The organism is Novosphingobium sp. (assembly GCF_039595395.1).
GTDB lineage: Bacteria > Pseudomonadota > Alphaproteobacteria > Sphingomonadales > Sphingomonadaceae > Novosphingobium.
Map to the genome: position 1 here is coordinate 1,714,312 of NZ_JBCNLP010000001.1, position 13,040 is coordinate 1,727,351.

The 13,040-nt window shown below is 64.8% G+C and carries 8 protein-coding genes; 1 reads left to right on the forward strand and 7 read right to left on the reverse strand.

Annotation, left to right across the window (positions count from 1 at the left end; genetic code table 11):
• Positions 1 to 8: 8 nt before the first annotated feature.
• From ABDW49_RS08015 to ABDW49_RS08025, 3 genes are all read right to left on the reverse strand, one after another.
• Positions 9 to 2,435 (reverse strand): TonB-dependent receptor, encoded by a 2,427-nt coding sequence (locus ABDW49_RS08015; protein ID WP_343611023.1) that lies wholly within the window; start codon positions 2,433 to 2,435, stop codon positions 9 to 11.
• A 122-nt stretch (positions 2,436 to 2,557) separates the two neighbouring features.
• Entirely contained in the window at positions 2,558 to 3,901 is a 1,344-nt protein-coding gene (locus ABDW49_RS08020) for an MFS transporter (RefSeq protein ID WP_343611025.1), read from the reverse strand.
• Positions 3,901 to 5,163, reverse strand: a complete 1,263-nt coding sequence (locus ABDW49_RS08025; RefSeq protein ID WP_343611027.1) for a serine/threonine protein phosphatase — start codon at positions 5,161 to 5,163, stop codon at positions 3,901 to 3,903. Before ABDW49_RS08025 ends, ABDW49_RS08020 begins: the two co-directional genes overlap by 1 nt.
• Before the next feature lie 302 nt (positions 5,164 to 5,465).
• Between ABDW49_RS08025 and ABDW49_RS08030 the strand changes: the two genes are divergently transcribed.
• The gene (locus ABDW49_RS08030) at positions 5,466 to 6,701 is read left to right on the forward strand and encodes a helix-turn-helix domain-containing protein (RefSeq protein ID WP_343611029.1); all 1,236 of its coding nucleotides are present in this window, start codon (positions 5,466 to 5,468) and stop codon (positions 6,699 to 6,701) included.
• Between the two features lie 366 nt (positions 6,702 to 7,067).
• Here ABDW49_RS08030 and ABDW49_RS08035 read toward each other — a convergent pair whose 3' ends face one another.
• Genes ABDW49_RS08035 through ABDW49_RS08050 form a run of 4 tightly spaced genes read right to left on the reverse strand, consistent with a single transcriptional unit; the run spans position 7,068 to position 12,995 of the window.
• Positions 7,068 to 8,216: an ROK family transcriptional regulator gene (locus ABDW49_RS08035; RefSeq protein ID WP_343611031.1), complete on the reverse strand. Its 1,149-nt coding sequence runs from the start codon at positions 8,214 to 8,216 to the stop codon at positions 7,068 to 7,070.
• 35 nt (positions 8,217 to 8,251) lie between these two features.
• Complete coding sequence (locus ABDW49_RS08040; protein ID WP_343611033.1) at positions 8,252 to 9,553, reverse strand: hypothetical protein; 1,302 nt, start codon at positions 9,551 to 9,553, stop codon at positions 8,252 to 8,254.
• A 44-nt stretch (positions 9,554 to 9,597) separates the two neighbouring features.
• Entirely contained in the window at positions 9,598 to 10,386 is a 789-nt protein-coding gene (locus ABDW49_RS08045; RefSeq protein ID WP_343611035.1) for a DUF1868 domain-containing protein, read from the reverse strand.
• A complete protein-coding gene (locus ABDW49_RS08050; protein WP_343611036.1) occupies positions 10,383 to 12,995 on the reverse strand; it encodes a TonB-dependent receptor in 2,613 nt (870 codons plus the stop codon). The genes ABDW49_RS08045 and ABDW49_RS08050 overlap by 4 nt, the downstream gene beginning before the upstream one ends.
• Positions 12,996 to 13,040 lie beyond the last annotated feature (45 nt).

A 13,040-nucleotide genomic window follows, 5' to 3' on the forward strand; every position in this document is an offset into this window, starting at 1 on the left:
TCTCAAGATCAGAGTTTTACGCGCAGCGTCGCGCCATAGGTTGCCGGGTCGCCAAAAAAGGCGACCAGAGTTCCGGGCACCAGCGTGCCGTAATTGAAGTAATTGTTGATCCGGCGCTTGTTGGCGACATTGCGGCCCCAGAACGAAAGGTCCCAACGCCCTTCATTGTCACGGATGCCAAGCCGCAGATTGACCACCGCGTAATTGCCGGTGATCGAATAGATCGAATCGTCGTTCGATCCGTAATAGTGCGAACGCCACGATACTTCCGGGCTGAAATACACTGCGCGAGACCTGCCGACCGGCGTTTCGGCCGTTCCGTTCAGGCCCATGGTCCATTTGGGCGCGCCCACGATCGGCTTGCCCGACAGGTCGCAGGTGGTCGAACCGGTCGGCGCCTCGATCGGGCAGGGCGCGCTGGTGTAGGACAGATATTTGGCATCGTTGTAGGCCACAAAGCCGTGGAAGCTCAGCCCCCGCACCGGAGCCGCGGTGGCTTCAAATTCCACGCCCTGCGTCCGCGCGGCGCCCGCGCTGACGATGGGGTTGATGATCGACATGCCCCCCGCGCCCGACGGGCTGGGGACGACCTGGGTCACATTCGCCTGATAATTGCTGATGTCCATCCGGAACACGTCGAGTGTGGCGGACAGCTTGTGGTGGAACCAGTCGCCCTTGATGCCAACCTCGTAGTTGGTCGCGGTTTCCGGGCGCACGGCATATTGGTCGAGCGGGAGGGTGCCGGGTGCCTGCGTTGTGTTGAGGCCGCCCGCCTTCTCACCATGCGAGACGGTGAAATAGGTCATCAGCGAAGGAGTCGGATGATAGTCCGAGGAGATCAGCCAGCTCGGCGCTGTGTCCGAAATCCTGACGAAAACCGCGCCGGGGGTAACCTGCCAATCATTGTTGGTGGTGCCGCTCCAGACGTTTTCCTGCTTGGTTTCGTGTGTCACGCGCACGCCGCCGGTGATGTTCCATTTGGGCATCACATGCCAGGTCGCCTGGCCAAAAGCGGCGATCGAACGGGTCAGGGGATCGGCATAGGTGTTCACATGCTTGCCCGCATAGCCGAGCACGGCGGGAATGGAGGCATAGGCGGCATAGGCTGCGGGGTTGGAATTATAGAGCGCCGCTTCTGTTTGCAGCGTCGCATTGGATTGGCCGGACAGATAGGCCGGTGCGTCCGCGCCATATTCGGTGTGGGCATCGGTCTTGACGAACTGGTTGAAGTAATAGACCCCCGCGATCAGATCAACATTGCCGATGCGCGGAAAGGCCAGACGCAGCTCCTGCGTCCATTGGCGGTCCTGAATGTGATAACCGCCATAGAGCACATCGGCACTGCTGCTTTCCGTGTCGGCCCGCGAGTCATATTGCCAGTAGCGGAAGGCGGTGAGTGAGGTGAGCGTGAAGCCGCCAAGCTTCCAGTTGATTTCTGCTGAACCGGCGCCCTGCCGCGTGCCGGTTTCCAGCGGGCCGCCTGCGGCCGTGTAGGCGCCGCTCGGATCGACCACCAGGCCTTTGGCGATCATGCCGACATGGGGATTGGTGATGATCGTGCCGCCGATCGCTGCCACCTTCGCGGCCAGGGCGGTGCCTTGTGAACCGATGGTGGGAAGAAAAGCGAGCGCGCCGGTGCTCTGTTGCTCGGCCGAATATTCGCCGATCAGGCGCAGGCTGAAGTCCGGGCTGGGCTTCCACAGCACTTGGGCTCGCGCGCCATTGCGGTTGAGATTGTTGACCCATTGCCCGTTGGCCACGTTGTAGACATCGCCATCGCGGGTGGTGGAATAGCCGGTCAGGCGGAAAGCCAGCTGTGGCGTGATGGGGCCGGTGATCGAGCCCTGGAATTGTTTGTAGTTGTAGTTTCCGTAAGTGGCGGCACCCTTCAGTCCCCATTTGAAATCGGGCAGTTCTGTGGTGATGTTGATGGCGCCCGCCGTGGTGTTCTTGCCGAACAGCGTGCCCTGTGGGCCGCGCAACTGCTCGATCTGCTTGATATCGATCAGATCCATCGAGGCCATACCGGGGCGCCCCAGATAAACGCCGTCGACGAACACGCCCGCGCTGTTTTCAAGGCCGTCCGAACCGGGATTGTTGCCGATGCCGCGGATCGACATGGTGGTCTGGTGCCCGTTGGTGATGACCACCACCGTGGATGGGGCCAGCTGATTGAGATCCTCGAGGCGAATGTGCTGGTTCTGTCCCAGACGGTCGCCGCCGATTGCCGAGATCGCGATCGGCACGTCGGCTGCGCGTTCCTTCACCTTGCGGGCCGTGACGACGATGTCGTCCACTTCCCCGCTCTGGGCGGGCGTCGCTGCCGCTGCGGCGCTTGCGTCTCCGGCATGGGCTGCCGGGGCTGTCAGCGCGGCGGCCATGGCAAGCGCGCAACAGGAGAGGAGGTGGGTGTTGAACGTGGTCTTGCGGGGCATGCCCTGTTCCTTGGATGCGGGGTGTAAGGGAAAGGCCGATGCGCGAGGCGCGCCGGGCCACCCCGGTGGCGGATGCCACCGGGCGGGGAGGAAGGTTTTGGCTTGGGTTAAAGCGGGGCCGGTCAGCCGATAGGGCGGGCGCCTCTTTGGCCGGCTTGGGCCATATCCTGGCGGATGGAGGTGAGCGCGCACAGCATGATCAGGCCGCCCAGAACATAGGTGAGCGAGATGCCGACCAGTGCCATGCGCAGTGCGTCGCCGCCGAACCGGCCATGCAGGGCATCGCTCAGCCAGCCGACCAGCGAAGGACCGATGCCGACACCGGCAAGGTTGAAGAACAGCAGGAACAGGGCCGATCCGGTGGCGCGCAGGCGTGGCCCGGCCAGATCCTGAATGGTGGCATAGACCGTGCTGCCGCTGCCCATGGCCAGCAGGGTCATCGGCACGGCCAGCCACAGCACCATGCGCAGATCATGCGCCATCAGGAAGGCGATGGTGACCGGGCAGGCCAGAATGAAGCATCCCGCCATCTGCCACACCACCCAGCGCCGGTCGCGACGGCCCAGCATATCGCCCAGCAGGCCGCCGGCGAACAGGGCCACGATCATGGCGATGCCGTTGATCGAGCCATAGCTGGCCCCCACCTGACTGGCTGACAGCCCCTGGCTGCGCATCAGGAAGGCGGGTACCCAGCCAATGGTGGCGTAGGCGGCCATGGTGGCCAACGCATAACCCAGATAGATCAGGCGCAGGCTTCGCACACCCAGCAGCGTGCCGACCGCCTGCCGCATGGTCATGGGAAGCGCGGGCGCATCGAGCGATGCCTTGCGCGCCACCGGTTTGCGCAAAGTCGCCCAGAGCAGCCATGCCAGCAGCGGGCCCGGGATGGCCCCCGCCAGAAAGGCGGCGCGCCAGCCCCAATGATCCGCCACCCAGCCGCCGCAGACGCCCGCCAGCATCAGGCCGATGCCGCTGGCCACAGTGGCGATGGCAATGGCGGTGGCGCGCCAGCGCTCGGGGAAATGATCGGAGAGGATCGCCTGCGTGGTGGGTACGCAGCCCGCCTCGCCCACGCCCACGCCCATGCGGGCCAGCAGCAGCATGGGGAAGCCCGCCGCCGCCCCGCACAGGGCTGTCATGATCGACCACAGCATCAGCGCCAGAGCCAGCACCGGCACGCGTCGTCCGCCATCGGAGAGGCGCGCCACAGGCACCGCCAGCAGGGAATAGACCAGCGCGAAGCCGAGCCCGGTCAACAGGCCGACCTGCCCATCGCTCACCTTCAGATCATGCTTGATGCTTTCCACCAGAATGCCGACCAGATAACGGTCATAGGAACCGATAAGCGAGATGAGCGACATGAGGAGCAGCACGTAAAGCGCCATCTTCATGCCGGGGGCGGGCAGGGAGGCCGGCGAGGCAGGGCTGCTGCCCTGCATCGCGACGGGATCGGCTTCGCGGAACATTATTCCGCGACCAGCAGGGCGGCGTCGCGCGCCGTTGCCGCTGTGGCGAAGCGATCGTGGAAATCATCCAGCAGAATCTCGGTCTCGTCGAGCGCCAGGAATTCGGCCGGGGGCATCTCGGGATGTTCATGGCCGTACCACTGCGCGTAATGCGGCAGATCGCTGGCAAAGGCCTTGTAATGCGCGGAATAGGCCCGCAGGCGCAGGCGCGGCATGGCGGCGCCCAGATCGAAGGTCAGCAGGCGGATCCAGCCATCGCCCAGCCCGTCGAGCACCTTGGCTTCGGGGGCGGCGGTCTTGAGCGCCTGCTTGCGCGACTGATAGTTGACGAGGAACTGATAGACCTTGTGACCATGGGCGTTGCGGTCGATCCGCTGGTTGACGCCGTGGAAATGGCCGTTCAGCGTGATCAGGATCTGGTCGTTCGGGGCGATCAGCCTGTCCCACAGATCCTGCGGGCTGTTGCGTTCGGGGTCCATGCGGGTGAGGTCGAGCGCGGCGATGGATTTGCGCTCGGCCGCCTCATTGATGAATTCGTGGATCGAGAGGATGGTGGGCAGGCCGGGGTGGCTGTCGATCACGGATTGCGCCCAGGCGATCACGGCATCGTCTGGGCACATTTCCAGACCCAGATGCAGGAAGCGATAGCCGCCCCCTTCGAACAACTGCGCGCTGTTGGCGCCATCGCGGAAGGAGGACACATACCAGGGCCGATCGCGGAACAGCGGCGTGTCGCTGCCGAAGACCTGCGTCCAGTTGTTCAGTTCGCCGACATGCAGCCCGCCGATCTGGTCGATCAGATCGATCACCTCGCCATGGGCCTCGGCCACCAGCGGCGGGTGGTTGGGATCGGTCCAGAGATGGTCGTGATCGTGATTGCCCGGCACCACCGAGAACGGCATGGCCTGCGCCACGATCTCCCAGGCGCGACGCACCGCGGGCATTTCCACCTCGCGCAGGGCCTCGGGCGAGGCGGGGAGGATGCGCTCGATCACCGGATTTGCGGCGGCGCCGGCATCGGCATGCTGCGCATCGGGGCCTGCAACGCTGGGGTGCTGCCAATTGTCGCCAAGGCCGGTGGCAAAAGCGATGTCACCGCCGTTGGACCGGGCGTTGCGCGCGATATGGCTCATCATGTCCCACAGCATCTCGCGGGCATTGAGCGGAAAGCCGGCCTCGCGTTGATTGTTGTGGTCCACGTAATTCTGCGTGTCGCAGATCACCGCCACGCTGAAAGGGGTGGGGGGCGTGCTGTCTGCCATTGTTATCATTATCCTTTCGATCGGGTCTTGGGCGAGGCGGCAGCATGCAGGGGGGGGGCATGGCTCGACTCGATAAACAGAACGATTGTTCAGTAGGCGTGGCGCTTGACAGTTCCGTGACATGGCGCGGCGATTTTGACCGGGGTAAATGCAGGAAAATGCGAGATTTGAGTTGGAGCTGGAAATAAAGTTTATAAATATCAGCATAATAAGCGTCGGCATAAAAATTTTCGTGCAACGCTGGCACGCATCAATCCAAGGATTTCATGCGGGAAGGGATGAAAAATTAGACCACTTGTTCAGTGGCATTTTTCCTTGCGCGGGCCGGCAAATTGAACGACAGAACAGGGATGCTTGCGCCAGAATCTTCTCGCTCTCCCGCCATCGATCGCTGGAAAGTCGCCGCTTATGACCTTGCCCTGGAGGAAGGGTTGGCGGCGCTGAGCGCCAGAGCGCTGGCCAGCCGTGTCGGGGGCAGTGCCTCAGCCATCAACTACCACTTCGGCAATCGCGAACAGCTGATCGCCACCGTATGCGCCCAGGCCCTCGCCGCCTCCGCCGACTGGCGCCTGCAGCATCGCGCCGAAGGGCATGTCATGCTGCCGATCTGGATCGATCCGGCGGGGGCCTTCGCTGCCCTGCTGCAGATCCGGATCGAGGAAAGCCGGCCCCTGCTGGCGCTGCTGCGCGAACTCGAACAGGAAGCGATCACCAGTGGCTGGCCGGACATCGTCGAGGCCATGGCCGCTGAAACGGAGGCCGAGGCGGTATTCTGGCAGGATTTCACCGCCATATTCGGTGCGTCTGCGCCGCAGGGGGCGCTCTGGGCGGATCTGGCCCTGGCGCTCAGTTCGACGACCTTGTCGCTGGCCTCCAGCGCCCATCGGGCGGCGTGGATTTCCGGAGCAGCGGTGCGCCTGCATCAGCGCATGACAGGCCAGAGCATCGTACTGATCCCGAACCGGATGCAGGAAGCGGCCCATTTCGACGCCTCGTCCAGCCGCTACAATGAAACGGCCCTGCGCATTCTTGACGCGGCGCTCGATGCGCTGGCGGAAAAGGGGGCTGATCGCCTCAACCAGCGCGACGTGGCCGCTCGGGCGGGGGTGTCGCTGTCAGCCGTGACCTATTTCTTCGGCTCCAAGCAGGATCTGATCAGCGCGGCTTTCGATGAAATGTGCAGTCGGGCCTACCGCATCATGACCGACGAGGGCCGTGAACGCAGCCGCGCCCTGATTGTGGAGACGTTGAGTGCGGCAAGCGGTAGCAAGCAGCTGGCAACGCTTGAGGTGCTGATGCGCTCGGGGTTGCGGCACCCGGTGCTCTTGCCCGTGGTGGATCGAATGCTGGCCATTCGCGGTGTAGGGTCGGAAGCATCGCTGGCCCAACTCGGCTTTGCTGTCGACCGGCTGGATGGCTACTTGTGGATTTCGATGGTGACGGGCCGCTATCGGCGTGTCTGCCACCTTCCCTTGGAAGCCCTTGGTGAGGCCTTGCGTGACGCGGCATGGGGGCGCCTTGCGGCTCTCTTCCCCTAGATCGGGCAAGCCGTCATGCATGACATCGGTGATGGGATTGCCCTGCAATCGGCCGGGCGCCGGCGAACATCGCCAACACAGGTGTCTGGCAGCGCCGTGCTTTCCTCAGGGCGCCTGATCGAGGCGGTATGGTCCTTGTGGCAGACCCATGGCCATGCCGGACTGTCGACACGATTTACAGCCGGCTTGTGATCCCGCCCGAGCCGAAGGAGGGCGGGAGAGCAGCCAAGGGAGGCGAGGGCACCCAACAGCGGGATGTCGCTAGGCCGTCATCGGTGAGATCTGAGCGAACGACAGCTCTTGGGACACGGGCAAAGCGTGCTGAATGTCCGCAATGTCAGCGCTCGCCCTCCTCGGGCTTCATTTTCAGTCCAGGAGGAAGCGCTGGAAACACATCATGCCCGCGCCAAAGGCCGCTGCGTCGACATCGGCCATGTGTGCCCTGATGGTTGGGAAGGGGCGATCCCGGCCCCGCAGTGGGACGGAATAGCAGCCGACCCGTTGTGCCAGCCGTTCAGCCAGCGGCGGTGGAATGCGTCCCCCGATCACAATGGCCTGCGAATCCAGCACGCCGCCGATCGCCGACACGATGGCGTCCGTCGCAGGCGTCACCGTGTCAAGCCAGCGCTGCGTGGCGGGCCAACTGTCGTCATAGGCCTCCAGCATGGCGGAGATCGTGGCGAAGGACAGGCCGTCCTGTGCCAGCATGGTGCGCAGCAACTCCAGCGTCGGGCGGTGCGCCCGCGCCTCGGGGGGCAGCATGCCGGTGAACTCGCCCGCATTGCCATGGCTGCCGCGCATCAGCCGCCCGTCGAGCATCACACCGCCGCCCAGGCCGCGATCGATGTAAAGATAGGCGAAACTGGCGGGATAGTCCGCCCCGGACTGGAAATATTCGCCGATGGTGGCGGCATTGCCGTCATTTTCGATGACCACCGCAACCTTCATGCGCTCCTGCAACAGGGCTTCCAGCCGCTCGATGGCCCAATCTTCCATGCCCAGCGGAGCGTTGATCTGCTGCTGTCCGGCCAGATAGAAACCTGAGAGCGCAATGCCGATGCCGCACAGCCGGGGCGAGACACCTTCCGCCTCAAGCAGGTTGCTGGCCAGCGCGATGATCCTGGCCTCCACCGCCTCGCGCGCGGGATTTTCGTGGGCTTCGCGAATCTGGGCCACCACCCGGCCGGAAAGGTGAGAGAGGGTGACGGTCAGGCTGTCGGCCCGCACGGCCACACCGATCGCAAAAGCGGCCTGGGGGGCAAGCACGAGCGGCAGGCTGGGCTGGCCCATGCGGCCCATCATCACCTTTTCCTCGGCCAGGATCAGCCCATCCTTGAGCAATGCCTCGGCCAGACGGCTGATCGAGGGGATGGTCAGCCCGGTCTTGCGGGCCAACTCCGCGCGGGAGACCGGGCCCAGTTGGCGGATGAGGCCGAGCACGAGGCGCTCATTGCCCGAGAGCATACGGAAAGGAAGCGGGGCGGGCAGGGCAGGCATGTCTGGCTTGGGCATCATGGCGTCTTGATCGTTGGAGAGGAGGGAGAGGTTTGTCAAACAGGCTGCCGGTGCGGCGCGGCGGCGGTCAGGAGAGCCATGGCCCCCATCATCGGCAGCAGCGCCAGCGCCATGGCGGCGGCGAGGGCAAGAGGCTGGTTCTGGATCTGCCAGCCAGCCAGCGCGAGGCCCAGGGCCTGCCCCAGCTTGGCCCCGGCGGAAAAGCGGCTGATCCGCGCGAGGGCATCGCGCGGCCGGCTGGCATTGATCCGGCTCCACAGCGCCAGCAGCACGCCTCCGGCAGCCGCGCCATAGAGCGATCCGGCAAGGATGGCCCAGACAATCAACCATGCTTGGCCCCATGCGGGTGCGACCATCAGGGTGGCCGCGATCAGGCAGGCGAGCATCACGCCCTGCTGCAACCGGCGGGCACCATATCCGAGCATCAGGGCGCGCCAGAAGGGCTGGGAGATCAGCCCGCCCGCGCTGCCGCCGGTGATGAACAGCGCGCCTGCCCATGCTGCCGAAGCCTGTGCGAGCAGATGTGCCGCGAGAAAGGGTTCGAGCTGCTGGAACAGCGTCATGCCCAGCGAGGCAAGCCCCATCGCGATCAGCAGGCCCGGCGGGTCCGGGCCGGTGTCTGCATTGTCCGGCAGGGGCAATGTTGCGCGATCCGCCAGACCATCCGCCAACCGCCGGGTCAGGGCGAGGGCGGCCAGACATGCGACCACGCCAATGGCCAGTGCCAGAACGAGAAAGCGCCATGCCTGCTCGCGCGGGGCATGGCCGGCCAGCAGGGGCACGAAACCGGCGCTCAGCAGGATGCGGATGCCGCCGCCCGCGATGTTGCGCCACATGGCGTAATCGGCCTGTTGCGCGGCGGTTGCGGCGATCAGCGCGGGGACGGCGTTCTGCGTGATGTCGAGCCCGGCATAGGTCAGGCGGAAGAGGATCAGCGCGGCCATCATCGCCTCGGCCAGATGGGGGCCGTGATGGAGACCGGCGCCTGCAAAAACCAGCAGCGCCAGCGCGGTGGCGCAACAGGCATAAAGCTGGAGGCGGGCATGGCCAGCGGCTGTGGTCATGCTGCCGCCCAGCCAGCGGCCGCCCAGATAATCCGCTCCCGCCGCCAGCAGGATGGAGAGGCCGATGCCCAACCCGGCCCGCGCTCCGCTGACCCCGCCCACCATCGTGACCATCCACACGAAATAGAGGTCGCTCACCACCCAGAACAGCGTCTTGCCCGCATGCGCCAGCGTATAGAGCGCCAGAGTGGACAGGCGGGGCAGGCGCGGCACGATCTGTCCTTCCTGAGGGCAGCACAAGGCAAGGGGCATCAGCGCCCCGTCATCGAGCATGAGGCCTGCTTGGCCCCGATGACAGCTTGATGACGGGGCCGCCATCAGGACAGGTAGAACTGCCGTTTGAAGGCGAACATATCCTCCAGCAGGCAATATTCCGGCGGGCCAAGGGTGATGACCGGGGCCCGCGCGATGATCGCCGCCTTCCAGCGGCGCAGGGCCGCGCGCCATGCGGTATCCTCGTCGCGGGTCAGATTGGCGAATTGATAGGCCAGGGTGATGTGAAAGCCGTAATGGTCGTGATCGTTGTCCTCGATCGCCAGCAGCGTGGCCAGCCGGTCGCGCAGACGGCGCAGGCGGGTTTCCTCGGCGGTGTCGAAGGGCAGCAGCCGCAGGGTGAGCGGGCGTTCGTTCGCCGCGGGCTCCTGCGGGTTGACGCGCATGCGATAGGGCCCGGCCTCCGCGCCCAGACGGAAGGCGCGCAGCCTTTCGCCCAGAATGCGGTTGCAGTCGGCCATCGGCAGGTCGAGCGGCAGGTCGGCGGGCCAGAGCGGGCGGCGACGTTCTTTCTGATTGGCGCCGCCGATGATGGTCATGTGATAGCTGGAGGGGGGCAGCACCGCCACCTTGCGCGCCCAGGGCTCGGCGGGCAAGGCGCGGTAGATGTCGAGCAGCGTATCGAAAGGCGCGCTGTCGGGCCCCTGTTGCGGCAGATGGCAGATGATGGTGTTGCCTGCAAAGGGCATCACAAGCCCGTCGCGGGTGAATTTGCGGCCCACATCGGGGGGCAGGGGCGTACCTTCGCTGGCCTGTTCGGCCCAGACGGGGCGGGCCGCCAGACCCGCCAGCAGCGCCGTGCCGCCCGCCAGAATGTCGCGACGGCGACTCACAGCTTCACCTTGGCGCCGAAGAGGATCTGGGTGGGCAGCTTGAAAGCCGATTGCAGCAGCTCCTGACTGGTGCCGTAGCGATAGCTCATGCCCTGCGTGGTCAGGTTCTGCGCATCGAAGCTGACGGTGAAGCGGCGCGTGACATCATAGGAGATCTGGAAATCGAGATTGTTGGTCGGCTGCTGGATACGGTTGGCGTAGAAGCCGCTGGGGGTCAGGTTGGGATAGCGGTCGTCCCAGAGGCGGCCCAGATGGTTCCAGGCCAGACGGCCATGGACCCGACCCTTGTCGTAATAGAGCGAGGCGTTGATGATGCGTCCGGGCTGCTCGGCCAGATTGTTCATCACCCGCACCGAACCGTCGCTCAGCGTGATGGGCACATGGGCGCGCGCGAATGTGGCATTGGCGCTGACCCCGAAACCGTCGAAGGGCGCGGGCAGGAAGCTGAGATCATGCGAGGCGCTCACCTCCAGCCCATAGGCGCGGGTCAGGCCGGTGGCGTTGCGGGCCTGCGTCACCAGCACGGGGGTCGAGACGCCCGCGATGGTCTGATAGGCGCCATAGGAATAGATCTCGTTCTCGATCCATTTGTAGAAGCCCGAGACGGCGAAAAGCCCCTGGCCGTGGTCGAAATAGAACTCTTGCGCAATGTCCAGATTGCGGGCGCGGCGGGGCGCCAGATCGGGGTTGCCGGTGCTGAGCGTGGGGGTGGACGATGTGGTGTTGAGCACGCCGCCATGCAGCGCCGCCGCGCTGTAGGCCGGGCGGGCGACGCTCATGCTGGCGCCGAGGCGCAGCTTGCTGTTTTCGGTGGTGTTGAAGATGACATTCACCGAGGGCAGCGCGTCGAAGTACGACTTGCTGGCGCTGACCGGGGCATAGACGCCATTGGTCGCCTGCGTGCTGCTGGAGGCGAAGCGGGTCTGCTCAAGGCGCACACCGCCGACCACCAGCAGGCGGTCGCTGCGCCACTGGCCCTGCAGGTAACCGGCCCAGATGTCTTCCGAGATCTTGAAGGTCCCCCCCGCGTTCGACGCGGTGTTGACTGTGGCCGTGGCGCTGGCGGCATATTGGGCGAATTTGCTGTCGGCTGCGGCGCCGCTGATCATCGGGATCGGCGTGTCGCATTGGTAACCGCAGATGCCCGAGCCATTGGTCACATCGGCCAGCGTGTAGCCCAGACCCGACCATGTCGTGCCATAATAGCCCACGCCCTGCCGCGTGCCGCTGAAGCGTGCGCCCGCCTTGATGCCGAAGCCGCGATCCTGCGCGCCGACATTGCGCGAGATGTTGGCCTGCACATCATAGCGGTTGGAGGAAAGCGAATAGGTCTCCATCGTGCGCGAGGTGGTCTTGTAGAGGCTGGCATTGGCCGCATTGGCGGCGTTCACCGCCGTGAAGGAGGGGGCGATGCCGCTGGTGTCATAGTTGAAGGCCATATTGCTCTGGGCGAAGGAATCCGCGATCTGCGGGTTGTTCACCGAGCTGTGCGACCAACTGGCGCCGAGATCGGCGTTCCAGCCGCCACCCAATTCTACATCGCCGCGCCCATAGAGGCCGTAGACCTGCCGCTTCCACAGATAGCGGCCCAACTGCTGTGTCTGGGTGACGTTGCTCAGCGTGCCGCTGGTGGGTGTCTGGTTGCTGTCTGTGGCGGTAGCAGCGACAGCGGCATTGGTGGTGTAGCGCGTGGAATTCTCGCGCTGGTTGAAATAGTAGGAGGCGATATAGGCCTTGGCGCTCTCGCCATGCCAGTCGAGCCGACCCTGAAAGCCGAAGCGCTCACGCTTGTTGCGATAGTTGTAGTAGATACGATTGGCGGGCACGGCATAGCCATTGCCGCCATAGGGCGTGGTGACGGTGCCCGCATTGGTGTACCAGTTGCGCGTGCTGCCGGTTTCCTCTTGCGCCACATTGATGTCGCGTCGCCAATAGGTGCCCGAGAGGTAGAGGCCGAACTGCTGGTCGCTGCCGAAGCGGGTTGCGCCCGCGACCTCGGCCTGACCGCCGAAGTGGTTGCCGCCATTGGCCTTGCTGTCCAGCGCCTCGCCGCCTTTCACCGAAAGCGACAGGGTGGGCTTGGCGAAATCGAAGGCGCTGGGGGTGACGAAATTGACCAGACCGCCGATGAAATTGCCCTCGGTCTCGGGCGTGGCCGATTTGATGACGTCGATATGCGAAGCGAGGTTGGCGGGCAGAACCTCCATCGAGATCTGGCGGCCGTTGGAGGTGGTCATGCCCATGTTGATGTCCGTGGCAGCCAGGCTGAAGCCATCGACCAGCACGTCGTTGTAGCCCTGATTGAAGCCGCGCACGATGACGAAGCGCGGTTCGCCCTGATAGGTCAGCGTGTTGACGCCGGTGACACGGCGCAGCGCATCGCCCGCGTTGAAATCGGGGAGCTGGCCGATCTCGCTGGCGGAAACCGTGTCGATGATCTGGTTGGCGGCGCGCTTGATCTGGGTGGCCTTGGCAACCGAGGCGCGGGTGCCGGTGACCACAATATCGGTCGAGGCGCCACTCTGGGCGGCATCGTCTCCCGCCCATGCTGCAGCAGGGATCAGGCCCAGCCCGGTGGTGGCGAGGAGCAAGGCGCGAGGGAGAATCATGAAAAATCCTTGGGATGGCACATTAACTAACGTCTAGTTAGTTAG

What these genes read in the sequence shown, in the direction of transcription:
- ABDW49_RS08015 (WP_343611023.1), bottom strand. Translation starts at nt 2,435, where the DNA reads ATGCCCCGCAAGACCACGTTCAACACCCACCTCCTCTCCTGTTGCGCG.
- ABDW49_RS08020 (WP_343611025.1), bottom strand. Translation starts at nt 3,901, where the DNA reads ATGTTCCGCGAAGCCGATCCCGTCGCGATGCAGGGCAGCAGCCCTGCC.
- ABDW49_RS08025 (WP_343611027.1), bottom strand. Translation starts at nt 5,163, where the DNA reads ATGGCAGACAGCACGCCCCCCACCCCTTTCAGCGTGGCGGTGATCTGC.
- ABDW49_RS08035 (WP_343611031.1), bottom strand. Translation starts at nt 8,216, where the DNA reads ATGATGCCCAAGCCAGACATGCCTGCCCTGCCCGCCCCGCTTCCTTTC.
- ABDW49_RS08040 (WP_343611033.1), bottom strand. Translation starts at nt 9,553, where the DNA reads ATGCTCGATGACGGGGCGCTGATGCCCCTTGCCTTGTGCTGCCCTCAG.
- ABDW49_RS08050 (WP_343611036.1), bottom strand. Translation starts at nt 12,995, where the DNA reads ATGATTCTCCCTCGCGCCTTGCTCCTCGCCACCACCGGGCTGGGCCTG.